Annotated in this window: 19 protein-coding genes; 12 read left to right on the top strand and 7 right to left on the bottom strand. The window is 69.6% G+C overall.

Features of this window, described 5'->3' with window-relative positions:
- Positions 1-11: 11 nt before the first annotated feature.
- The gene (locus ACSMXX_RS28360) at positions 12-872 is read right to left on the bottom strand and encodes a 3-hydroxybutyryl-CoA dehydrogenase (protein WP_473181504.1); all 861 of its coding nucleotides are present in this window, start codon (positions 870-872) and stop codon (positions 12-14) included.
- Between the two features lie 373 nt (positions 873-1,245).
- Between ACSMXX_RS28360 and ACSMXX_RS28365 the strand changes: the two genes are divergently transcribed.
- A complete protein-coding gene (locus ACSMXX_RS28365; protein WP_473181505.1) occupies positions 1,246-2,508 on the top strand; it encodes a glycoside hydrolase family 10-like protein in 1,263 nt (420 codons plus the stop codon).
- A gap of 58 nt (positions 2,509-2,566) precedes the next feature.
- Here ACSMXX_RS28365 and ACSMXX_RS28370 read toward each other — a convergent pair whose 3' ends face one another.
- Positions 2,567-2,767: a DUF1918 domain-containing protein gene (locus tag ACSMXX_RS28370; protein WP_473181506.1), complete on the bottom strand. Its 201-nt coding sequence runs from the start codon at positions 2,765-2,767 to the stop codon at positions 2,567-2,569.
- Between the two features lie 105 nt (positions 2,768-2,872).
- Positions 2,873-3,895 carry a DMT family transporter gene (locus tag ACSMXX_RS28375; protein ID WP_473181507.1) on the bottom strand — a complete coding sequence of 341 codons (1,023 nt, stop codon included), beginning with the start codon at positions 3,893-3,895 and terminating at the stop codon, positions 2,873-2,875.
- Between ACSMXX_RS28375 and ACSMXX_RS28380 the strand changes: the two genes are divergently transcribed.
- Together ACSMXX_RS28380 and ligD are read left to right on the top strand one after the other, a co-directional pair.
- Positions 3,894-5,339, top strand: coding sequence for an aminotransferase-like domain-containing protein (locus ACSMXX_RS28380; protein WP_473181508.1), 1,446 nt, complete (start codon positions 3,894-3,896; stop codon positions 5,337-5,339). The two genes, ACSMXX_RS28375 and ACSMXX_RS28380, sit on opposite strands and share 2 nt — an antisense overlap.
- A gap of 184 nt (positions 5,340-5,523) precedes the next feature.
- On the top strand, positions 5,524-6,540 hold the full coding sequence (gene ligD / locus ACSMXX_RS28385) for a non-homologous end-joining DNA ligase (protein WP_473181509.1): 1,017 nt from the start codon (positions 5,524-5,526) through the stop codon (positions 6,538-6,540).
- Between the two features lie 186 nt (positions 6,541-6,726).
- On the opposite strand, the gene ACSMXX_RS28390 is transcribed toward ligD, so the two are convergent.
- Positions 6,727-7,707 (bottom strand): hypothetical protein, encoded by a 981-nt coding sequence (locus tag ACSMXX_RS28390; protein ID WP_473181510.1) that lies wholly within the window; start codon positions 7,705-7,707, stop codon positions 6,727-6,729.
- A gap of 190 nt (positions 7,708-7,897) precedes the next feature.
- Here ACSMXX_RS28390 and ACSMXX_RS28395 point away from each other — a divergent pair, with 190 nt between their 5' ends.
- The 6 genes from ACSMXX_RS28395 to glsA all read left to right on the top strand — a co-directional run bounded on the left by ACSMXX_RS28395 (position 7,898) and on the right by glsA (position 14,307).
- Entirely contained in the window at positions 7,898-8,467 is a 570-nt protein-coding gene (locus ACSMXX_RS28395) for a histidine phosphatase family protein (protein ID WP_473181511.1), read from the top strand.
- 283 nt (positions 8,468-8,750) lie between these two features.
- Positions 8,751-9,857: a hypothetical protein gene (locus ACSMXX_RS28400; protein ID WP_473181512.1), complete on the top strand. Its 1,107-nt coding sequence runs from the start codon at positions 8,751-8,753 to the stop codon at positions 9,855-9,857.
- A 41-nt stretch (positions 9,858-9,898) separates the two neighbouring features.
- A complete protein-coding gene (locus tag ACSMXX_RS28405) occupies positions 9,899-10,255 on the top strand; it encodes a YciI family protein (RefSeq protein ID WP_473181513.1) in 357 nt (118 codons plus the stop codon).
- Positions 10,256-10,323: 68 nt separating this feature from the next.
- Entirely contained in the window at positions 10,324-11,580 is a 1,257-nt protein-coding gene (locus tag ACSMXX_RS28410) for an RNA polymerase sigma factor (RefSeq protein WP_473181514.1), read from the top strand.
- A gap of 1,116 nt (positions 11,581-12,696) precedes the next feature.
- Positions 12,697-13,125, top strand: a complete 429-nt coding sequence (locus tag ACSMXX_RS28415; RefSeq protein WP_473181515.1) for a DUF2267 domain-containing protein — start codon at positions 12,697-12,699, stop codon at positions 13,123-13,125.
- 150 nt (positions 13,126-13,275) lie between these two features.
- Positions 13,276-14,307 (top strand): glutaminase A, encoded by a 1,032-nt coding sequence (gene glsA, locus ACSMXX_RS28420; protein WP_473181516.1) that lies wholly within the window; start codon positions 13,276-13,278, stop codon positions 14,305-14,307.
- A 76-nt stretch (positions 14,308-14,383) separates the two neighbouring features.
- On the opposite strand, the gene ACSMXX_RS28425 is transcribed toward glsA, so the two are convergent.
- A complete protein-coding gene (locus ACSMXX_RS28425) occupies positions 14,384-14,833 on the bottom strand; it encodes a DUF1931 family protein (RefSeq protein ID WP_473181517.1) in 450 nt (149 codons plus the stop codon).
- Positions 14,834-15,183: 350 nt separating this feature from the next.
- Between ACSMXX_RS28425 and ACSMXX_RS28430 the strand changes: the two genes are divergently transcribed.
- The gene (locus ACSMXX_RS28430) at positions 15,184-15,768 is read left to right on the top strand and encodes a DinB family protein (protein WP_473181518.1); all 585 of its coding nucleotides are present in this window, start codon (positions 15,184-15,186) and stop codon (positions 15,766-15,768) included.
- A gap of 86 nt (positions 15,769-15,854) precedes the next feature.
- On the opposite strand, the gene ACSMXX_RS28435 is transcribed toward ACSMXX_RS28430, so the two are convergent.
- Entirely contained in the window at positions 15,855-17,012 is a 1,158-nt protein-coding gene (locus ACSMXX_RS28435; protein ID WP_473181519.1) for a hypothetical protein, read from the bottom strand.
- Positions 17,013-17,582: 570 nt separating this feature from the next.
- Here ACSMXX_RS28435 and ACSMXX_RS28440 point away from each other — a divergent pair.
- Both ACSMXX_RS28440 and ACSMXX_RS28445 read left to right on the top strand, forming a co-directional pair.
- The gene (locus ACSMXX_RS28440) at positions 17,583-19,523 is read left to right on the top strand and encodes an MFS transporter (protein ID WP_473181520.1); all 1,941 of its coding nucleotides are present in this window, start codon (positions 17,583-17,585) and stop codon (positions 19,521-19,523) included.
- Positions 19,524-19,928: 405 nt separating this feature from the next.
- Positions 19,929-20,357: an Hsp20/alpha crystallin family protein gene (locus tag ACSMXX_RS28445; RefSeq protein WP_473181521.1), complete on the top strand. Its 429-nt coding sequence runs from the start codon at positions 19,929-19,931 to the stop codon at positions 20,355-20,357.
- A gap of 86 nt (positions 20,358-20,443) precedes the next feature.
- Here the strand turns inward: ACSMXX_RS28445 and ACSMXX_RS28450 are convergent, their stop codons facing one another.
- Positions 20,444-22,153 carry a PucR family transcriptional regulator gene (locus ACSMXX_RS28450; RefSeq protein ID WP_473181522.1) on the bottom strand — a complete coding sequence of 570 codons (1,710 nt, stop codon included), beginning with the start codon at positions 22,151-22,153 and terminating at the stop codon, positions 20,444-20,446.
- Positions 22,154-22,178 lie beyond the last annotated feature (25 nt).

The raw sequence follows: 22,178 nt of genomic DNA on the forward strand, positions 1-22,178 counted from the left end.
TCTACGAGCCGTCAGCTGTAGGCGTAGAAGCCCGCGCCCGCCTTGCGGCCGAGACGTCCCGCGTCCACCATCCGCTGCAGCAGCGGGGGAGCGGCGTACAGGGGCTCCTTGAACTCCGCGTACATCGAGTCGGCGACCGATGCGACGGTGTCGAGACCGATCAGGTCGGTGAGCTTCAGCGGCCCCATCGGGTGCGCGCAGCCGAGCTCCATGCCGTTGTCGATGTCCTCGCGGCTCGCGATCCCCGACTCGAACATCCTGACCGCGGACAGCAGATACGGAATCAGCAGGGCGTTGACGACGAAGCCGGAACGGTCCTGGGCGCGGATCGTGTGCTTGCCGAGGATGCCGGAGACGGCCGCCTCCGCCCGCTTGATCGCCTCGTCCCCGGTGGTGAGCGCGGGGATGATCTCGACGAGCTTCTGCACCGGCGCCGGGTTGAAGAAGTGGATGCCGATGACCTGGTCGGGGCGTGAGGTCGCCACCGCGAGCTTGACCAGCGGGATCGAGGAGGTGTTGGAGGCGAGGATCGCGTCGGGCCGGGTCACGACCTGGTCGAGGACCTGGAAGATCTCCGTCTTGACCTGCTCGTTCTCGATCACGGCCTCGATGACGAGGTCACGGTCGGCGAAGTCGCCCAGGTCGGTGGTGAAGGCGAGCCGGTCGAGCGTCGTGTCCCGCTCGTTCTCGCTGATCTTTCCGCGTTCCGCGGCCTTGCCGAGGGAGTTCGCCAGCCGTGTGCGGCCCAGCTCCAGGGCTTCGCCGGTGGTCTCGGCGACCATGACGTCCAGTCCGGCCCGTGCACACACCTCGGCGATGCCCGAGCCCATCTGGCCACAGCCCACCACTCCGACGCGTTCGATGTCCGTCACCTCGTGCCTTTCGCTGATCCTCTGGTCCCAGGCGTGACGGGCGTGACGGCCCCTGGAGGAACGGCCCGCCGGGAACGGCCCCCCGAGGAACACCCCTGTCCCTCCCCCGGAGTGTGTACGGGGTGCTCCCACGCCGCCCACGACGTTACCCCCGACGACGCCCGCCTCGCGGGGCGGGGGCGAAAGCTCGCGGGGGACTTGTACGTGCGCCACGGGCACGGGAGCCTGGGCGGATTGGTCTCCACCACTCCGGCGTGCAGGCGACGTACCGGCGAGCGCCACCGACCACAGGCCCGGCGGAGCGACCATGAAGGGGAGGCCTGGAACGGGCGGACGGAAGCCCGGGGCGACCATGAAGGGGGAAGGGAAGTCGATGCGGCGCATCACACGCAGAAGCTTCGCGGCGGGTTCGGCGGGCGCACTGACCGGCGTGGCCGGTTCTTCGAACCTCAACGCCACGGCGCAGGAGCGGCAACGAGCCCGGGAGCGCCGGGCCCCGGCGTACGGCCACGACGGCGGTGACCGCGAACTGCGCGGCATGTGGATCGCGACGGTCGACAACCGTGACTGGCCCAGCGCCGCGGACCTGACCCCGCGGGAGCAGCAGGCCGAGCTGCTCGCCCACCTGGACGCCGCCAAGCGCCGCCGGCTCAACACCGTCTGGTTCCAGGCCAGGCCGACCGCCGACGCATTGTGGCCCTCGCGGCACGAGCCGTGGTCGGAGTGGCTCACCGGAGTCCAGGGCAAGGCTCCCGGCTGGGACCCGCTGGGCTTCGTCGTCCGCGAGGCGCACCGGCGGGGGCTGGCCGTGGAGACGTGGTTCAACCCGTACCGCATCGCGCTCCACGACGACCCGGGGAAGCTCGTGGCCTCCCATCCGGCCCGCCGCCACCCGGACTGGGTGGTCCGCTACGGCGGCAAGCTCTACTACAACCCCGGGCTGCCGCAGGTGCGGCGCTTCGTGCAGGACGCCATGCTCGACGCGGTCCGCCGCTACGACATCGACGGTGTCCACTGGGACGACTACTTCTACCCCTATCCAGTCGAGGGGGAGACCTTCGACGACGACGCCGCGTACGAGGAGTACGGCAAGGGATTCCCGGACCGTGCCGCCTGGCGTCGCGACAACATCGACCTGCTGGTGGAGGAGGCCGCGCGGCGCATCCGCCGTATCAAGCCCGGGCTGCCCTTCGGGATCAGCCCGTTCGGCGTGTGGCGCAACAAGTCGAGCGATCCGGCGGGTTCGGACAGCGCCGCGCAGGTGCAGACGTACGACGACCTGCACGCGGACACCCGCAAGTGGGTGCGCGACGGCTGGATCGACTACGTCATGCCGCAGCTCTACTGGCACATGGGCTTCGAGGTCGCGGACTACTCGAAGCTCGCGCAGTGGTGGGCGGAGACCGTACGGGGGACGCGGACGCGGCTCTTCATCGGCGAAGCGCTCTACAAGGCCGGCGACCCCGCCCAGCCCGAGCCGTGGCAGGATCCGGCCGAACTCTCGCGGCACCTCACGTACTGCAAGTCACTGCCCGAGGTGCAGGGGCATGCCTTCTTCTCGGCCAAAGAGGTCTCGGAGGACACCATCGGCGCGATGGACCGCGTCGTCGCCGACCACTATCCGCGGCGGCGGTAGCGGCCGGCGAGGGAAGCGGCCGTACGGCACCCCTGCCCCGGCGGCGCCGTAGCCGCTCTCAGGCGTGATGCTTGGTCTTGCGTTCCTGTACGACGGAGTCGGGTCCTGGTGAGACCACTGCCTCGTGCCCGTCCTCGAAGCGCACGCGGAACGGCGGCTCGCCGTCCTTGCCGAGCACCTCGACGATCTCCGCCTCGCGGTCGTGCTCACCCACGACCCGGCCGTGCACCAGCAGACGGTCGCCCGTGTTCGCTCGCATCAGGAGGGCCCTCCTGTTCGCAGGGGATGCAACGGAAAGTCCGTACAGTCCGTGGTGTGCTGTCCGTACAGATAAGTCTAAGCCGGATGGGCTGTCCGTGCTCCGTCAGGTACGGGCTCTGTGGACGACGACGATGCAGAGCAGCACGGCGACGGCCGTCGCGGGAGCTGCGGGCGGGAGGTGCTCGCCGAGCAGCAGCACCGACCAGGCCAGCGTGAGCAGCGGCTGCGCGAGCTGTGTCTGGCTGGCCCTGGCGATACCGGCGAGGCCCATGCCCCGGTACCACAGCAGGAGCCCCAGCAGCTGCGATCCGGTCGCCACCCACACCAGACCGGCCACCGCGTGCACGGTCGGATGTGCGGGCTCGGCCAGCAGGGAGACCAGGGCGGCGGGAACGGCCAGCGGCAGACAGCCGGCCAGCGCCCAGCCGATCACCTGGAGCCCGGACAGTTCGCGCGCGAGCCGGCCGCCCTCGCCGTAGCCCGCCGCGCAGAGCAGCAGGGCGGCGACCAGATAGAGATCGCCGACGGCGGGGACGCCACCGCTCTCGTGCAGGGCGAAGGCCAGCACGGCGGCGGCCCCCGCGAGAGCCGCCGCCCAGAAGACGGGGGACGGCCGGGAGCCGGTACGCAGCGAGGAGTACAGCGCGGTCGTCAGCGGCAGCAGACCGACGACGACGGCGACGTGCGCGGTGGAGGAGGTCTGCAGCGCGAGCGTCGTCAGCAGCGGAAAGCCGATCATGACGCCGGACGCGGAGACGGCCAGCCACGGCCAGTGCCGCCGTGGCGGTGCGGGAACCCTCAGTACGGCGAGCAGCAGGCACGCCGCGAGGCCGGCGAGGACGACGCGCAGCGACGTCGCCGACCACGGTCCGAAGCCTTCGAGCGCCCAGGCGGTGGCGGGAAGCGTGAGGGAGAAGCAGGTGACGCCCAGGGAGGCGAGGACGAGACCGCCGCTCCGCAGCCGGGTGGGGTGCGCCGCAGGCGGTGCGGGGGCCGCGGTGTCTGCGCGGGCGGAGGCTCCGCCCGCGGGTCCACCGACGCCGGCGGGGGTGCCGCCTGTACGGGCCGGAACGGCGTCGGGAACTGCTATCGCTTCGCCCGTGGTAGCGCTATTGTCTGCTTCCATGCATGAGCGTAGCAGCGTGGCTGAACTGGCAGGAACCCTTCGTCAGGAGCTGAACCGCTACTCTCCTGGTGAAAAGCTGCCGTCGAGTCGGGTGCTGGTCGAGCGGCACCGGGTCAGCCCCGTCACCGTCTCCAGGGCACTCGCCAGGCTCGCCGCGGAGGGCCTGGTCGTCACCAGGCCCGGCGCCGGGGTCTTCCGGGCGGGCACCGGTGCGGCGCCGCCCGCGAGGGGCGACACCTCCTGGCAGGAAGTCGCACTGAGCGCCGATGCCTCCGCCGACCAGGTGCCGCGCAGCGTCGACGCCGAGGGCGTGCTGGCCACGCTGGCCGTGCCGCCCACCGGCGTCATCGAACTCAGCGGCGGCTATCTGCCGGCGAACCTGCGCCCCGAGAGGGCGCTGGCCGCCGCGCTGGCCCGCGCCGGGCGCAGGCCCGGCGCCTGGGACCGGCCCCCGGTGCCGGGGGTGGAAGAGCTGCGTGGCTGGTTCGCGCGCGAGATCGGCGGTCCCGAAGGAAGCGTCACGGCCGCGGACGTACTGATCACCGCCGGCGGCCAGAGCGCCGTCACCACGGCGCTGCGGGCCCTGGCCGCCCCCGGGGCCGCAGTCCTCGTCGAGTCGCCGACCTATCCGGGGCTGATCGCCGCCGCGCGCGCCTCCGGTCTGCGTCCCGTTCCGGTGCCGGTCGACACCGACGGGGTGCGGCCCGGACTCCTCGAAGGCGCATTCCGCGCCAGCGGCGCCCGCGTCTTCCTCTGCCAGCCGCTCTTCCAGAACCCGACCGGCGCCGTGCTCGCTCCGGAGCGACGGGCAGCCGTGCTGCGTGCGGCCGGGCAGGCGGGCGCGTTCGTCGTCGAGGACGACTTCGCCCGTCACCTCGCGCATGAGGACGCGGGGCCGCTGCCGCCGACGCTCCGTTCGTCGGACCCGGACGGCAGGGTCGTACACCTGTGTTCACTCACGAAAGCCACCTCGCCCAGCCTGCGCGTCGGGGCGCTCTCAGCGCGCGGACCTGCCCTGGAGCGGCTTCGCGCCGTGCAGACCGTGGACAGCTTCTTCGTTTCCCGGCCACTGCAGGAGGCCGCGCTCGAACTCGTCGGCGCGCCCGCCTGGCCGCGTCATCTCCGCACCGTCGCCGCCCGGCTGAGGGAGCGGCGGGAGGTGCTGCTCACCGCCCTCACGCGCGAGCTGCCCGGGCTGACCGTGGCGCACGCGCCGCTCGGCGGCTACCACCTGTGGCTCCGGCTGCCGGACGGCTCGGACGAGGACGCCCTTGCCGGAGCCGCGCTGCGTGCCGGAGTCTCCGTCGCCCCGGGGCGGCCCTACTTCGCCGCCGAGCCCGCGGCCCGTCATCTGCGCCTGAGCTTCGCGCCGGCCGCCGGCGGCAGCGAGATCGCGGAAGGGGTACGGCGGCTGCGCACGGCCTGCGACGAAGTGCTCGGCTGAGGGACCGCTGCGGGCGCCGGGAAGCGGGTCCGGTGCGTGCGGCAGACCGTCGCATGGCCCCGTACCTGCCGGGGTACCTGCCACCCCCCGACAGGGAGGAGCCGGCCATGGGAGCGACGGGCGCGACGGGAGCGACGGGAGTCCTGGGCACCCTCGGAGCCGTGGGAGTCCTGGGAGCAGCGCGATGAGCACCCTGCTGGACGGGCTGCCCGCCGAGCAGCGCCGCCGGCTCCGCGACGCGGCCCCCGGCGCCGAACTGGCCGCGAGCCCCATGCTCGCCACCCTCAGCGACCGCCGGGACTTCGCGCGCGGCGGCTGGATCTTCGAGCGCAAGCTCGACGGCGTACGTGTCCTCGCCGTACGCGAAGGGGGACATGTACGGCTTCTCTCCCGTACGGGCCGCTCGCTGAACGGCACCTACCCGGAGATCGCCGGAGCGCTGGCCGCGCAGGACTGCCCGGACTTCACCGTCGACGGCGAGATCGTCGCGTTCAGCAAGGGCCGCACGGACTTCGCGCGGCTCCAGCAGCGCATGCAGCTGACCGACCCGGACCAGGCGCGTGCCACCGGCGTCGCCGTCACCTACTACCTCTTCGACCTGCTGCGGCTGGACGGGGCGGACGTGCGGCCGCTGCCGCTGCGTACCCGCAAGTCGCTGCTGCGCGAGGCGCTGAGCTTCCACGGTCCGCTGCGCTTCACCACCCACCGCAACGAGGGCGGACAGCGTCTCCTGGACGAGGCGTGCGGCCGCGGCTGGGAGGGGCTGATCGCCAAGGTGTCCGAAGGGCGGTATGTGACGCGCCGTTCGCCGGACTGGCTGAAGCTGAAGTGCGCGAAGGGTCAGGAGTTCGTCATCGGCGGCTTCACCGAACCCGCGGGCAGCCGGGTCGGGTTCGGCGCACTTCTGCTGGGCTACTACGAGGACGGCCGCCTGCGGTACGCGGGCAAGGTCGGCACCGGCTACGACCGGGCCACGCTGCTCGACCTGCGGCGCAGGCTGGACGAACTGGCCACGCGGCGCTCGCCGTTCGCCGATCCGGTGCGTGAGAAGGGGGCGCACTGGGCCCTGCCGGAACTCGTCGCCGAGACCGGCTTCACGGAGTGGACGCGGGACGGGAGGCTGCGCCACCCGCGCTTCCTCGGACTGCGCCAGGACAAGCGGCCAGGGGACGTGGTCCGCGAGCGGCCCCGGCAGGAGTGACCGGTACGGGACTCCTGGGGCGCGCCGAGTCGGTGGCCTGCTCCGGCGCGGACCGGGGGAGGCCCCCGCGCCGGCGATGCCGAGCGGAACTCTCCGCGTCGGCGATGCCGAGCGGAACTCTCCCCGTCGGCGATGCCGAGCGGAACTCTCCGCGCCGGTGACGCCGAGCGGAACCCTGAGCGCGCCTCACCGTCTGCTTCGTCCCGCACCGGCTTCCCCGCGGGCACCGGCCTCCCGGCGGGCGCGTTCCTCCGCCGCCTCGGCCTCCTCGGCCCGGCGCCGTGCCTCCCGTTCGGCACGTTCCGCTTCCCGCTCGCGCTTTCGCGACTGCTTACGGGTCTCCTCGGCCTCCCGCATCTCGCCGCGCAGCTGCCCGACTCGCTCCTCGGCCTCCTCGCGTGCCGCTCGCGCCGCAGCCGTCTCCTCGGACGCCGCGTCCGCCTCCCGCCGGCGCCTGTGCGCCTGATCGGCGGCTTTCCGGGCAGCCTCTCCGGCGGCCTTGCCGGCGGCTTCCCGGGCGGCCGCCGGGGCGGCCCGGTCTTCGCGGGTTCCTCCGTGAGCCTTGCCGTCCGGCCGCGTGCGGCTCGGCCGCTTCGCCCGGTCACCCTGCTTCGCCTTCTGCGGCTGCTTCGACCCCGTACGCGCACGTGTCCCGCTACCGCGGGCCGACGAGGCAGCCACCTCGCGGGCCGCGGCGTCGAAACCGGCGGTGACGGTCAGCGGCTTCGCCAGCCGCCCCGCCGCCCACTCCTGCGCCGAGTCCGGGTCCGTGAGCACCGCGTGGAGCGTCTGTGCCACCTCCTGCTGCGCCTGCGGGCCGAGAGGGACGCCGGCCTTCGAGGCGAGCCGTTCCGCCTCGGTGGACAGGGCGTTCACCAGCCGGTGCTGCCGGCGTGAGAGCAGGCGCAGCTCATCCCCGTCCAGATTCCGGTGTGCGCCGCGCAGTTCCTCGCCGAGACGCAGCAGCGGTGCGACCTGCTCCCCCTGCTTCCGTACCAGCATGTTGCTCGCCCAGGCGGCGATCGTGGGACGGCGCAGGGCGCTGATCCGCTTCGCCAGCTCCCGCTGCCCGTCGGCACGGGCGCGCTGCGCGCGGTCCTCGCGGGCGGCGGTGAACTCCTGTGGCCGCAGCCCGTACAACTCGTCGGTCACCTCGTCCAGCTCCACGTGTGCACTCTCCCGTGCCCGCTGCTTTCAGGTGCGTGTCTCCGCTATGACCGCGATGACCGCTTTGGTGACGTGCGCTTTCATTGCACCGCTCCCGTGCGGAGGTGTCCACCAGAAGACCTCCCCGAGCAGGGTCCGGCATGACGAATGTCCTATCGAAGACGGGCGCCGATCGCTCTACGATCGCCGGATGGCCCTTCGCCTCACCCTTCTGGCATCCAGCCGGAGCTCGTCCGTCCTCGATGTGCGTTTCGGGGACAGCCGTTCCCTCGACGCGGCCGGATGGCACGAGGTCAAGAGGGCCGGACCGTCCCTCTCCCATCTGGCCGCCGCCGAACTGCGGTACTGCTCCCCGTCCGTCCGCTGCCGGGAGACCGGTCTGTCCCTCGGCCTCTCCCCGGTCGCGCAGCCCGCACTGCGCGACTGCGACATGGGCCGCTGGAGCGGCTACACCCTCAGGGAGGTCGCCGCCCGTGAGCCGCAGCCCGTACAGAACTGGCTCTCGGACCCGCGCTCCGCGCCGCACGGCGGCGAGTCACTGGTGACCTTCATCCAGCGGATCGGCGGCTGGCTCGACACCCGCCCGGTGGGCGACGGCAGCTGGATCGTCGCGGTGACCGAGCCCGGCGTGATGCGGGCCGCGCTGTGCTACGTGCTGAAGGCGCCGCCCCAGTCGTACTGGCACATCGACGCCCAGCCGCTCTCCGTCATCACCCTGTCCGGACGGGCGGGGGAGTGGAGCCTGAACCTGGAGAACTGACCGGCCAGGCCGGGGCGCTGTGGCCGGGTGCGAGGACCGGCCGCGAAGCAGGATCGGGCGGCCGCGGGAGCGGACCAGGGGCAGTTCGACGTCCTCGCGGCAGCCGGTGTCCCCGCACTCGCATGCGAAGGAGCGTTGGGCCGCGGTGTCGGGCGGCGGGGCCCACCGGCCCGCCACGGTAGCCGTACGTACACACCGGCCGGGCCCCGGAAAACCGGTACGGCCGCGGCCCGGTGCTGCGCCACGATGAGGCAGTGAGACCGCCGACCGCAAGGAGGACGGGATGACCGCGCCGGAAGCGCCTGACCCGCATCTGGGACGGATCCTGCGCGAGGCGCGCTCGAGCGGGCTCATGGCAGCGCTGGCCGAGCGCCTGTCCCTGCCGGACCTGCAGACCCTGCTGCTCGCGGTCTTCCGGCGGCGCGCGGCCGGCGTCACCCCCGCCCGGCTCATGGCGCAGTACGCACGCAACCGGTTCACCGGTCCTTCGGATCTGCACCCGGCGGCCCTCGCAGAGGTGGAACTCCTGCTCCATCAGCGCCTCGCCGGGCACGGCTTCACCAGCCTCACGCTGTCACCGCTCAGCCCGCTGGGTACGAACTCGGCGGTGGCGACCGTCGACCAGCACAAGGTCGTGAGCACCGTCCGCAACACGGAGGTCGTCGCCGACGCCACGAACGTCCTGGCCCTCGAGTGCGCCGTACGCCGCCGGGAGCTGCTGCGTACGGACCGCCGCTCCCGGCGGCCGGTCCGTCTGGCGGCCGTGCACCGTGTGGTGCGGGCGCAGGTGTTCGACTCGCCGGGCATGACGGCTCACTTCGCGCTGCTGGGCATGTGCACGGCCGGGCGGGACGAGGGTTCCTTCCGTTTCGAGACGGCGGCGCTGGCGGAGCACATCACCGCCCACATCGACGTCCTCGGGCGGCTCGTGGAGATCGGACCCCACTCCTGGCGGTTGCACGTCTCGGTCACCGATCTCACGGACGGGCGGCACCGTGCGGCCCTGCGTGAGCGCGTCCTGGAGCGGATCGCCCGGGAACACCCCGAGGTGACGGCGGGCTTCGACGACGACCGCACCCGCGGGCGCGGCTACTACGCGGGCGCCTGTTTCGAACTGCGCCTCACCACCCCCGGAGGGGAGGCGGTGAGCATCGCCGACGGCGGCCCGACCCGCTGGACGGCTGCTCTCATGGCGAACGCGAAGGAGCGCCTCATGGTCAGCGGCCTCGGCGTCGAGATGCTGGCACGGGCACAGACCTGGGCCCGTGCGGGGGCCGGTGCGGGGGCGCCGGCCGGTGGCCGGGACGCTCAGGAGGCGGCCGGCGAGGATTCTCAGAAGAATTCCGCCGAGGATGTCGATCCGGGCGTCTCCCGTTCGACGCAAGGGTGAGAGGCGGGGGAAGGCCCCGCCGTTCCGACCGAGGAGTCACCATGCCGCGCTTTCTGACGATGATCCGCGTAGACGAGCAGAACCTGCCCGACGAGGCTCCGGGCCCCGAGTTCCAGGAGCGCATGAACGCGCTGCTGGAGGAGATCACCAAGGCCGGAGTCATGCTGGACACCGCCGGACTCACCCCGACGTCCGAAGCGACCCGGCTCACCTGGTCCGGCGGCAAGGTCAGCTACACCGACGGACCCTTCACCGAGAGCAAGGAGGTCGTCGGCGGCTACTCGCTCTCGCAGTGCAAGGACAAGGCCGAGGCCATGGAGTGGGCCAGGCGGTTCCTGGAGATCCACCCGGCGGAGTGGGAGGTCACGGCCGAGGTCCGGCAGCTTGACGAAGGCTGACCCGGCCGGGCCGCGCTTGTCCGCTTCGCGGGCGGCTGCTGTGATGGGTGCCCGTGACAGCAGGAAGCGTGACAGAGACGGTCGAAGCGGCATTCAGGATCGAATCGCCGCGGATCATCGCCGCTGTCACCCGCATCGTGCGGGACGTCGGCATCGCCGAGGAACTCGCGCAGGACGCGCTGCTCGCAGCGCTGGAGCAGTGGCCGGAGTCAGGCGTTCCCGGCAGACCGGGAGCCTGGCTCACGGCCACGGCCAAGCACCGCGCAATCGATCTCGTACGCCGCAGGGAGACGTACGCCCGCAAGCTCGCGGAGGTCGGCCGGGCCCTCGAGGACGTGTCCGCCGTCTCCGGTCAGGGGCCCTCAGCGCCGGGGCCGGAGGCGTACGCCGAAGATGACATCGACGACGACCTGCTCCGGCTGATCTTCACCGCATGCCACCCAGTGCTCCCGACGCACGCCCGCATCGCGCTCACACTGCGGCTGCTGGGCGGCCTGACGACGCCGGAGATCGCCCGTGCCTTCCTGACCTCCGAGAAGACGGTCGCTCAGCGGATCGTCCGCGCGAAACGGTCCCTGGCCGAGTCAGGGGTGCCCTTCGAGGTCCCTGCCGGCCCCGACCGCGACGCCCGGCTCTCCTCGGTCCTCGAAGTGATCTACCTGGTCTTCAACGAGGGCTACTCCGCGACCTCCGGGGAGGACTGGGTGCGCCCCGCCCTCTGCGAGGACGCGCTCCGGCTGGCCCGCGTCCTGCGGAGCCTGATGCCTGCGGAGCCCGAGGTGCACGGCCTGGCCGCGCTCCTGGAGTTCCAGGCGTCCCGCATTCCCGCCCGCACCGGACCCGGCGGCGAGCCCGTGCTGCTCGCCGACCAGAACCGCGCCAGGTGGAACCGGCTGCTGATGCGGCGTGGCCTCGACGCACTGCACCGCGCCGGCCGCGGGCCGTACTCCCTCCAGGCCGCGATCGCCGCGTGCCATGCGCAGGCCGTGCGTTACGACGAAACGGACTGGACGGCGATCGCGACGCTCTACGGGCAGCTGACGGCCCTGACTCCCTCCCCGGTGATCGAGCTGAACCGGGCGGTCGCCGTCTCCATGGCGCGCGGTCCCGCGGCCGGCCTGGAGATCGTGGACGCCCTCACGGACGAACCGGCCCTGAAGGACTACCACTTGCTGCCGAGCGTCCGCGGCGATCTGCTGGAGCGCCAGGGGCGGACCGACGAGGCACGCGCCGAGTTCGAGCGGGCGGCATCCCTCGCCCGCAACGCCCGCGAGAAGGAACTGCTGCTGGCCCGTGCCGCGCGCTCAGCGTCCGGCGGAAGCTGAGCGCGCCGAAGGACCGGTGCCGCGGCGGCGGGATACGTACGGGACATGTACGGCATACGGATTCCTGCTCCTCCGGTGCTGACCCGTCAGGGCTGTGACCGAGACTTTTAGTTGGCGGATCTTGATCTGAACTGTGGAGGTCAGGGGTACGTCGAGAATTCTTGTTGGCGGATCTTGAGAAGGCTAGTTGGCGGATCTTGGTCGGGGTCGTTCCGACCCGAGCGGTGCATACCGCTCGCCGCAGCAATCCCTGGATGGACTCGGACAGTTGGTCTCCACGATCCGCTCGCGCAGCGGGCTGAGGCGGAGACCACGACGCAGCCGTGATGAGGCCGAGCGCTGGCGTGACGTGGAGTCGGCGGTGCGTGCGCAGCGACGCCCGCGAGACCGGTAGCAGGGCCGTCCACAGGGCAGGCAGCCGGCTGACCGCCCCGCTCACGCATCCCTGACGGCTCCGGCCTGGGAAGAGGACGCTTCCTGCCCAGGACGAAACGTCCTGACTGCAGTCGGCCGCGGTTGCCGACCGACGTGGGGCGCGCAGCGAAGGGCGGGTGCCTCTTCGACGACCGAAGTGCGCGAGTTCGCGGACTCCCGCAGGGCGACCTGTGACCTGGCAGCTGGCCTGTTTGCTTAGCGCATCGCAGTACCCATGGACGACCGCCACCGACATCCGGGCCGTCCTGGGCAGGACACGTCATCGACCGCCCCACAGCACCCCCCCACTCGTGGACTCATCCGGAATATCGGATGCGGATCTTGTGCTGCCGGGCGGACAACGGGTGCGGATTCTTGATCTCGCAGGTGCAGGCGCGAGGGTGCCCGGCTCGTCACCCTGGATGCTGATGGAAGGGGGTGACTCGTTCTTCCAAGCGCGGGGCCGGCAAGAAAGGACAGGGCGATGACGATCAGGCCACTCGGCCCGTCGCCTCGTATCCGACATTTGTCCGCGGGAGTGCTCACGAGCACCGTTCCCAAGGCGGAAGTCGCGAAGCCTCGTCACACGCCGAGATCACCGAGTACAGCGGCGGCTGACACGGTCGGCCGGGCTCTCGCCCATGGTGGCCCAGTCCCCCTGCAGGGGCCGGTGGCCACCACGGGCGGAGGAAGGAGCAAGAGATGGTTGAGACAGGATTCCCTTCATTCAGCACGATGGTGGACAAGGCCAATCGGCTCCTCAAGGACATCGAGGAGGCCTATGGATGGCCCAAAGAGCGCCGGAACCAGTCGTACGCGGCCCTGCGAGCAGTGCTGCACTCGCTGCGGGACCGCCTGTCGGTCGACGAGGCCGCGCAGTTCGCCGCACAGCTCCCGACGCTGGTGCGCGGCGTCTACTACGACGGGTGGAAGCCCTCGGAGACACCGGTGAAGATGGATAGCGAGGAATTCCTCGGGCGCGTCCGACGAGACTGTCCGTACGCGATCGAGGGCGGCACCGAGCAGCTGGTGCGCACGGTTCTCAAGGCGCTCAAGAACCACGTCAGCGAAGGCGAGTGGGAGGACGTCAGCGCCAGTGTGCCAAAGTCGCTGGCTGCCGTCCTGCCGTAGGAATCAGAGCAGGTCGCAAGACCTCTGAGCAGCAGATCGAAGGCTGCTCGTACCTGGGTCCCAGTGCTGGCTCCACGGGTTTCTTGAGGTCCGGATGCAACTCAGTTAAGGGCAGGCCTGCGGGTGATCCGTGAGAGGAAGCCACAGTTTATGGGCGGCGTAATCCACGATCCTGGCGATGCGGCCGGGCCGGTCCATGAGGCGGCGGCTGTCTCCACCGGCAGCCTGCCCAGTGCGGAAGCGGTGGATGACGCGCTGTCCGCGGCCTACGCACTGTTTCGGGGCGACACCTCGGGACACGTCGCGGACTACATTCCCGCTCTGGCCGAGGCCGATCCGCGCGTGTTCGGGCTTAGCGTCGCCGACGTGCGTGGAAGCGTTCGCCAGGCCGGTGACGCTGGCAATCCCTTCTCCATCCAGTCCATCTCGAAGGCGTTCGTGTTCGCCTTGGTGGACCAGGCTTTCGGGCACGACACGGTCCGGCGGCAGGTGGGTGTCAACAACACCGGCTTGCCGTTCAACTCCATCCTGGCCATTGAACTCAATCACGGCAGCCCGATGAATCCGATGGTCAATGCCGGCGCACTCGCCACCGCGAGTCTGGTCCCCGGAGCGGACGCCGCCCAGCGTTGGGATTTCATCCAGCACGGACTGTCCCGGTTCGCCGGCCGTGAACTCGCCCTGGACATGCGGGTGTACGAGTCGGAGGCTGCCTCCAACCAGCGAAACGAGTCGATCGCCCGGCTGCTCGACAGCTACGAGCGCCTCGGCTGGGATCCGATCGAGGCCACGGACCTCTACACCAAGCAGTGCTCCCTTTCGGTGACCACCCGCGACCTGGCCATCATGGGGACCACCCTCGCCGACGGCGGGGTCAATCCCGTTACTGGCGACCAGGTCGTCGACGGCGCGGTATGCCGCGACACTCTGGCCGCACTCGCCACCTCCGGTCTGTATGAGCGCAGCGGCGACTGGCTCTACGAGATCGGCATGCCGGGCAAGAGCGGGGTGTCCGGCGGCATCCTGACCGTCGCTCCCGGCAAGGGCGGGCTGGCCGTGTTCTCCCCCGGTCTGGACCCGGCCGGGAACAGCGTCCGCGGACAACGAGCGACCCATTACCTGTCCGGCGCGCTGGGCCTCAACCTCTTCGCATCCGCCCCATACCTGAGATCCGAAGACTGAGAGTCGTCTCCCGGGTTCATCCAGTGGACAGCCGAACCGGCGGTAAAACGGCCCGCTCGAGACGAGAGTGGCTGGGTCAGAGAAGCAGGGTGAAGATTTCGATCACACCCACCCAGTGCTTGGTCTGGGGATTCTTGATTCCGGGGTACATGATCTTGAAGGTGTCAGCCAGAGCCACGCTCAGCCCGCCGATGATCTCGGGATATCTCGCCTCGGTATCCTCAGTGGCGGCCCGATCAAGTGGTGGATGTATCGTCAACTGCTCAAGGATTGGCTTGAGTTCGACGTCCTGGTCCAGTTTCCGGAACCGGTGGATGCTCTCCTGAAGCCCCTTGGTGATCGGCAGATCCCAAGGTTCGACAGTGTCCCGACCGTTCGCCTCGGCCGTAGCCTGGCCGACGATCAGCAGGTCGTAGAGTTTTTGATCGACGAAGTCGCTGTAGCGCTTCAGGTCATTCTTGTCCACGTCGAGATTCGCCGCGGCACGGAAGAATCTTTCGAACCTGGACACACCCATGACGGCCATGCCGCACACCTCCTCACCATTCTCGTGCCCGGAGCGGTGACGCTCTACTTGCAGGTTCCCAAACAGCGGAGGGAGAGGCTTGCGCAGGCAAGTTCAAAGAAGGCGCACATGTTTCACCTGTCAGGTCGACCCTGGTAAGGCCCGTTACCGTCGGCCCCGGAAGACCACGGTCAGCAGTCTTGTGAAGCAGGTGGTTCAGCTGCCGGTCGTTTAGAGGTTGTCTCATGTGGCAGCTTTCGCGAGCTTCTTATAGCAGGTCAGGGCTGCGGCCAGGCGTCGGCTCTGCCAGTCGTTGCGGACCACGTACGGGATCTTGAGACCACGAACAGCTCATGGCAGGCTCATACCGCGTGATCGATGAGTTCGCGAAAGACAACCTGCTCGGGAGACTGCGGCGGGATCGCAAGGCGCTGCTCTGGAAGCTCGACGGCTTGTCCGAATACGACGCCCGCAGACCTTTGACAGCGACCGGGACCAACCTCCTCGGCCTGGTCAAACACGTGGCCACGGTCGAGGCCAGATACTTCGGTGAGGTCTTCGACCGCCCTTCTCCGGAACCGCTGTGCCGGTGGCAGGACTCCGACGGCAGCGATCTGTGGGCGGCAGAGGACGAGACGCGCGATCAGATCATCGGGTTCTACCGGCGCTCGTGGGAACACTCGGACGCGACGATCGACGAGCTTGCCCTCGATGCCCCCGGCCACGTGCCCTGGTGGTCGGAGCCTTATCCGAACACGAATCTGTTCGCCGTCATGGTCCATGTCCTCGGCGAGACCATCCGGCATGCCGGGCATGCCGACATCCTGCGCGAGGCCGTCGACGGCCGGACCGGGGTGCGCGCCGAAAACGAGCAGCCGATCGACGAGAAAGCCCGCGCAGCCTACTGCGCGAAGATCGAGCAGGCCGCCAGGACGGCCGCACCGACCAAGGCTTAGAGGGTGACCAGGAGGTGTGCGCACGGTCGATTCCGCCCTGTGGATGACCGGTTGCTGCGGAGCAGGACTCTTCGGCCCAGCGGTGCTCAAGTCTTCGTTCCATCGGAAGTGGGAGCGCCCCGTTGTTCCTGCTCCCGTCTCTTCCTCGCCCTCTGCTGCGCGTCCCGGCGGCTGCGCTGCCGCTCCCCGTATGCAGCGTTGCGGACGGTTCCGTCGTCTTCCAGCCCCGAACCGAAGGCGCCGCCGAGCATCCCGAAGGACGTCACGAACCAGGCCAGTGAGATGTAGTCACCGGCATCGGGTTGAGTCTGCAACCCCTGTTGCAGCACCGAGGGAACCAGGAGCACCCCGGTCACGCCGAGGAGGACAAGGAAGAGCACCAGGTAGAGGAAGAGCACACCCAAGGCGATGGTCACGGCGGTAACGAGGTTGTACAGACGAGCCCTCGCGCGGGACAGGTCGTCGGCGTGACGTTCCCACAGTTCGTGATCGATGATGATCCAGAGTGTCAGCGCTACGACGGAGAAGACGGCGATCAGGCTGTGCCGCCAAGTATTCAGGCCGGTGGCGACCATCCAGGAAGTTACGTTGATCATGCCGAAGGCGGCCGTGGCGAACACGCCGGCGAGAGCGCGGGAGAGTGTCGTGAACAGCTGCCAGGGCCGGTTGTCCCGCACCATGCCCGCAACCAACCGCAGGCGTCCGTAACTCCCGGATACGACGTAGAGGTCGGTGCTGCTCCGATCGCTCTTGGACTGGGGTGGGAGCCTGTGAGCGCTGACTCGTCGGCCGATGACGGCATTGGTCTCGCTCGCGGCATCGGGGGCCAGGAGCTGAGCGATCACTTCCGCCACTGCCTTGGCCGCCCGTCGGCGCAGCCGCACCGAGCCCAGCGCGGGCAGTGAGACCAGACCGACGTGGTGTTCATGGCTGACTTCTGCGCTGACGGGGTCCTGCCAGGTGCGGCGTGGCAGGTCGGTGAGGAAGACGCCTGCGTCCCAGTCGCGGTCAGTCAAGCGGGGCAGGACATCCTCAACCAGGCCGGAGATGTCGACCTGCTCGTCCGCGTTCAGCGGCATGGTGATCGTCCGTACCTGCCAGTTGACCTCGGGGGCCACGTCCTCCCTCAGGAATCGGGGCAGGTCTTCGGCCAGGCGATCCGCCAGCTCGGCGGGTAGGCCCGGGTCCGTCACCAGCGCGATCCGCATCCGGGCCGAAGGCGCGGCACTGCCGTTCCCCGTCATTGGCGGCTCTGCACAGCTCTACGAGCCATCGAGTGGCTGAGCGCGCACTCGGTTCCGCATTGCATGACACCTCCCGTGCGGTTGCAATTAGGCGAAAAGTGAACCGAACAGGCATACAGGTTTATTCGCCGTCTATGGCTCTAGGGTGATTCGCGAATGTCGCCTCCGCCCATCGAGCGCGCCCGGACGCCCGCGGGGTGACACCGTCCGGGCTTCAGCGCCCACGAGACTCCGGGGTCGTACCGGCGTCGTTTCGCCGGCTATGGCCGGACAGAGCGCGCCACATGCGCAACGGAAGCAAGCCGACGAGGGGGGCCCGGCGGCCGAGATCGCTCGCGTCCTCATGGTCGAGTGCTCGCGCGTAGCGCTGGGCGTCCTCGGCCGTGGCATACCGCTTGGCACCCTGCGCCCCGCAGCCGCGGCTGCAGGACCAGCGCATCGTGCCGCCTTCGCTGAAGAAGCGGAAGCGGTGACCGAGAACGCGGCAGAGAAGCATCGAAGCACCTTATGCGATTTGAGCGTTGAGGCCCGTTCATTCAATTTCCCCGAAGAAACACGTGAAGGAGCAGCATGGGCACTTCTGTGAATACGGGCACCATCACCACGCACATTCCGAGCAGGCTGGACCGCCTGCCGTGGTCACGATTCCACTGGCGTGTCGTGTTCGGCCTCGGCGCGGTCTGGGTCCTGGACGGGCTTGAGGTGACGATCGTCGGAGCCGTGGCTGCCCGGATGTCCCAGCCGGGTAGCGGGATCTCCCTCACCAGTGCGGATATCGGAACCGCGGCCGGGATCTATGTGGCGGGTGCCTGTATCGGCGCCTTGCTCTTCGGCCGGCTCACGGACCGCTTCGGCCGCAAGAAGCTCTTCATGGCCACGCTCGGGATCTACGTTCTCGCCACGGTCGCCACCGCGTTCTCCCACGAGGCCTGGTACTTCTTCCTCGTCAGGTTCATCACCGGAATGGGCATCGGCGGTGAGTACGCCGCAATCAACTCCGCCGTCGACGAACTGATTCCGGCACGTAACCGAGGGCGGGTGGACCTCGCCATCAACGGCAGCTACTGGATCGGTTCGGCACTGGGCAGCCTTGCCGCGCTGGGTCTCCTCAGCTCCACGTTCCCGGGGAATCTGGGCTGGCGGCTGGCCTTCGGGCTCGGCGGCATCCTCGGGCTGGGCATCCTCCTGGTACGGCGCAACGTTCCGGAGAGTCCCCGGTGGCTGTTCATCCACGGCCGGGAACAGGAGGCCGAGGAGATCGTCGACCGAATCGAGGCCGAGGTGCGGCAGGAGGCCGGCAGGGAGCTGCCGGAGCCCGGACAGGCGATCACCATCCAGCAGCGTGAGGTCATTCCGTTCACCGAGATCGCCCGTACAGCGATGCAGAGGTATCCGCGACGAGCGATTCTCGGCCTCTCCCTGTTCGTCGGCCAGGCGTTCATGTACAACGCCGTCGTCTTCGATCTCGGTTCCATCCTCAGCGGGTTCTTCAACGTCTCCTCAGGTGCGGTGCCCTACTACATGGCCATCTTCGCGATCGCCAACTTCCTCGGGCCGCTTCTCCTCGGCCGCCTCTTCGACACGGTCGGCCGAAAGCCGATGATCACCGCCACCTACTTCGGCACTGCCGGCATCGCAGTCGCGATCGCCCTGCTGCTGATGTACGGATCCCTGACGGCCTGGTGGTTCTTCCTCCTCCTCTCGGTCACCTTCTTCGTGGCCTCCGCGGGGGCCAGTTCGGCCTACCTGACGGTCAGTGAGGTGTTTCCCATGGAGACCCGGGCGCTGTCCATCTCGCTGTTCTTTGCCGTAGGCACGGCGGTGGGCGGGATCACCGGGCCGTTGCTGTTCGGCCACTTCATCCACAGCGGTGAGGAGAACCTGCTGGCCACCGGCTTCATCATCGGCGCGGGCGCCATGGCCATCGGCGGCCTGGCGGAATTGTTCTTCGGCGTGCGCGCCGAGCAGCAGTCCCTCGAGAACATCGCCGCGCCGCTCACGGCGCAAGAGGCGGAGGCCGACTGGCGCGAAGAGCCCTCGCCGCAGGCCGAGCGTGAACGGGCGATGCCGGAGGACGTCCGTCGCAGGGCCCGTGAACGAGACCGGAGGGTCGCGGACCGTAAGGCGCGCAGCCGCATCCGTGAGCGGTCCGGACTGCGGAAGTACATGCCGGGACCCGGCGACTCGTTCTACTCACCGGGCATGTCCGGCACCACCGGGCCCACCAGCCGGTCCAAGGCCATTGCCGACCGGGCGCTCGACGACGAGATCGAGCAGGTGACGAAGACACTCCGCGAAGAGGGAACCACCCGGGGGGCCGACCTCGAAAGGGCCGTCCACGGCCGCTCGTGGGGCCCTGGCAGATTCCGGAAGGCGCTTCGTGAAGCGGTTCGGGAATCCCGTGCCGAAGCGCGGCCGGACGACGTCTACGCCCCGGCCGGCAGGCGCGAGAGCCGGGACCGACAGGACGGCGGTCCCCCAGAGGACCGGCGTGACGGGGACGGAAGGTGATGAGGCGGGGCCGGCCCGCCTCTCTGGTCCTGCACCGAAGTTGACGAAGACCCGCCGCACACGCGGATACGCCCTGAGCGGCGGGCTCTCGTACCGGAGGGATGAATCTCTCCGGACGATTAGGCCTTCCGGGGGCACCCGCGCGAGTCTCCCGCGCGCGACCCTGACCACATGGGAGACAAGCGCCCGCCAATTGCTTGTGGACCGGAAGGTCCCACACCGACGGATCGTCTCGGTACCGGCCGGAACTGACTGGCGAGAGAACGCTCTTGCGGTGTGGAACAGAGTTACGCCCCCGGGGGCGTCCCCCGGGGATGGAGGTGAAGTGGGATGACGGTACCGGCCCGACGGATACGACCCAATGTACCTATGGAGCGTGCGCGGGGCTGGGTGCGTAGCCCGCTGATGGAATTCGACGATCTGGTCGGTCGGATGGAGGGACTCCTGGAGTCCAGCGTCGGCGGCGCGGCGGCCATGACGGGGCCCACAGCGTGGGCACCTCTCGCGGACGTGACCGAGACCGACGATGCGTTCAAGATCGAGGTTGAGCTTCCTGGCGTGAAGCCGGAGGACGTCGACGTCGAGGTGAACGGTCAAGAACTGCTCGTCACGGGTGAGATCAAGGAGAAGGAACGCGAAGGCATCGTGCGTAGCAACACACGGCGCACCGGCCGGTTCGAGTACCGCATGCTGCTGACAGGCGAAGTCGACACGGAGAACGTCGAGGCCACCATGTCCGATGGCGTGCTCAGCATCACGGCGCACAAGGCGGAGGCCACGAAGCCTCGTCACATCGAAGTCAAGGCCAGTAACGACGGCAACGGCAACGGCTAGCTGCGTCCGCCTCTCCGCCCCCTCCCGGAAGGGAGGGGGCCTTTCAGAGGCAGCCGCCTGCACCGCTGCGGCGCCCGACCGTTCGCTCAGAATGATCCGTCCAGGACCTGCCAGATCCTTGTGGCGACGTGCAGGTTGAGGCGTGTGTCGGGATGCGACAGGTCGTGGCCGCTGATCTCCCGTATGCGGCCGAGCCGGTAGCGCAGGGTGCTGCGGTGGATGGTGAGTGCGGCGGCGGAGTCTTCGTACTTGCCGCCGCAGTCGAAGAAGAGGGAAAGGGTCCTCACCAGGTCCGTGTGGTGCTCCGCGTCGTAGTCCTGCAGCGGGCCGAGCCATTCACGTACGAACTCCTCAGCCTTCCCCCGGTCCTCACCGGAGGCGAGGATGCGGTAGAAGCCCAGCTCGTCATACGCGGTGGCGCCTGCGGGCGTGCAGGAATGACGCCGGAACTCCGACGCGCGCACCGCTTCCTCGTAGGAACGGGGAAAGTCGGCGGGAGATTCGGCCCGCCCGCCGATCCCGACACCTCCATTCGTGGAGCCCAGCGCCTCCGCCACGGTTTCATGCAGGGCGTGGGGCGCAGCGGCGCCCTGCACGGCGAGGACGGTGGTCCCTGAGCGGCGGCCGAGCAGGAACTTCAGGCCGAGGCTGGTGGCGGCGCGGCCGACGGCGTCGGCGACGGTGTCCGGCGGCTTGTCCTCCCACTGCACCACCACGAGGCGGTGGTCTCCGTGAAGGTCGTGGCCGACGGCTTCCGCCCGCGGGTAGGCGCCTGCGTCGTCCGTGCCGGTGATCAGGTCGTCGACGAGTTCCCGGCGCAGCCGGAGCTCGGTCTCCGCCAGACGGCGCTGGTGGGACATCTCCAGGGCCAGCGCCACGCACGCGTGGTCGAGTACGAACTCCTCGTGAGCCCCGGCGGTCCTGCCGGGATCGATGAGCGAGATCGTGCCGAACACCTTGCCGCGGTGCTGGGCGATGCAGGTGAGACGGTTCCCCGCACGTACGGGGCCGGCGCGCCGCATGCCGCTGTGCACCTCCTGCTCGCGTCGCCCGAGCCCGGGCTCCGGGTACGGTTCCGGGCGGCCGGGGCCAGACCAGACCCGCAGATTCCCGAAGGGGTCCTCGACCGTGACGGGGAGGGCGGTGAAGGCGCGGACCATGTCCGCGATGCCTTCCTCGCTCTCGGCCGAGGCCTGGCTGAGAGCTTCGTGCACGGATCTCTGGAATTCGAGCTCGGCCACCGACTCCTTCAGCTGAGCGATTGCCTTGCCGCGGTCGTGGTGGGCACGTCGCAACGCCGAAGCGTGCTCCCGCTCCGCCCTTCGCCCCGCGGCATTGCTCAATGCGGCCGAGGTCTGGTGGGCGAGGGCGTTGAGCCGGAACTGCTCGTCATCGGAGATGCACGCAGCGGCGCTGACCACGAGGTATCCGATGGTGCCCCGCGGTGAGCGCAGCGCGATCGCCTGGCACCAGTGCCGTCCGTAGATCTTGACGGTCCCGTCCTCAGCGCCGAGCGCTTCGACCTGATCGTCGAGATCCGGGCCGGGGGTCCCGTCCCGGTTGTCAATGGCGCGTACCCATGCGTCGTCACTCCGGAGGTAGCCGGCCTCCGTCCTGCACGGGCCAAGGGTGGCCACGGCTGCCATGGCCATGCGCAGCACGTCGTCCTCGCCGTGCCCGTCGAACATCTCGACCGACAGCAGGAAGAGGTTCCGCAGGCCGGTCGAGTCTTCCCCGTCCCATACATCGAGGGCGGAGGGCTCCTGCTGCCGTGCTGCTGTCGGTTTGACACCCATGCGGTGATCCCGTGCTCGGTACGGC

The organism is Streptomyces sp. DSM 116795, assembly GCF_055792905.1.

What these genes read in the sequence shown, in the direction of transcription:
- ACSMXX_RS28365 (WP_473181505.1), top strand. Translation starts at nt 1,246, where the DNA reads ATGCGGCGCATCACACGCAGAAGCTTCGCGGCGGGTTCGGCGGGCGCA.
- ACSMXX_RS28370 (WP_473181506.1), bottom strand. Translation starts at nt 2,767, where the DNA reads ATGCGAGCGAACACGGGCGACCGTCTGCTGGTGCACGGCCGGGTCGTG.
- ACSMXX_RS28380 (WP_473181508.1), top strand. Translation starts at nt 3,894, where the DNA reads ATGCATGAGCGTAGCAGCGTGGCTGAACTGGCAGGAACCCTTCGTCAG.
- ACSMXX_RS28375 (WP_473181507.1), bottom strand. Translation starts at nt 3,895, where the DNA reads ATGGAAGCAGACAATAGCGCTACCACGGGCGAAGCGATAGCAGTTCCC.
- ligD (WP_473181509.1), top strand. Translation starts at nt 5,524, where the DNA reads ATGAGCACCCTGCTGGACGGGCTGCCCGCCGAGCAGCGCCGCCGGCTC.
- ACSMXX_RS28395 (WP_473181511.1), top strand. Translation starts at nt 7,898, where the DNA reads ATGGCCCTTCGCCTCACCCTTCTGGCATCCAGCCGGAGCTCGTCCGTC.
- ACSMXX_RS28400 (WP_473181512.1), top strand. Translation starts at nt 8,751, where the DNA reads ATGACCGCGCCGGAAGCGCCTGACCCGCATCTGGGACGGATCCTGCGC.
- ACSMXX_RS28405 (WP_473181513.1), top strand. Translation starts at nt 9,899, where the DNA reads ATGCCGCGCTTTCTGACGATGATCCGCGTAGACGAGCAGAACCTGCCC.
- ACSMXX_RS28415 (WP_473181515.1), top strand. Translation starts at nt 12,697, where the DNA reads ATGGTTGAGACAGGATTCCCTTCATTCAGCACGATGGTGGACAAGGCC.
- glsA (WP_473181516.1), top strand. Translation starts at nt 13,276, where the DNA reads ATGGGCGGCGTAATCCACGATCCTGGCGATGCGGCCGGGCCGGTCCAT.
- ACSMXX_RS28425 (WP_473181517.1), bottom strand. Translation starts at nt 14,833, where the DNA reads ATGGCCGTCATGGGTGTGTCCAGGTTCGAAAGATTCTTCCGTGCCGCG.
- ACSMXX_RS28435 (WP_473181519.1), bottom strand. Translation starts at nt 17,012, where the DNA reads ATGACGGGGAACGGCAGTGCCGCGCCTTCGGCCCGGATGCGGATCGCG.
- ACSMXX_RS28440 (WP_473181520.1), top strand. Translation starts at nt 17,583, where the DNA reads ATGGGCACTTCTGTGAATACGGGCACCATCACCACGCACATTCCGAGC.
- ACSMXX_RS28445 (WP_473181521.1), top strand. Translation starts at nt 19,929, where the DNA reads ATGGAATTCGACGATCTGGTCGGTCGGATGGAGGGACTCCTGGAGTCC.
- ACSMXX_RS28450 (WP_473181522.1), bottom strand. Translation starts at nt 22,153, where the DNA reads ATGGGTGTCAAACCGACAGCAGCACGGCAGCAGGAGCCCTCCGCCCTC.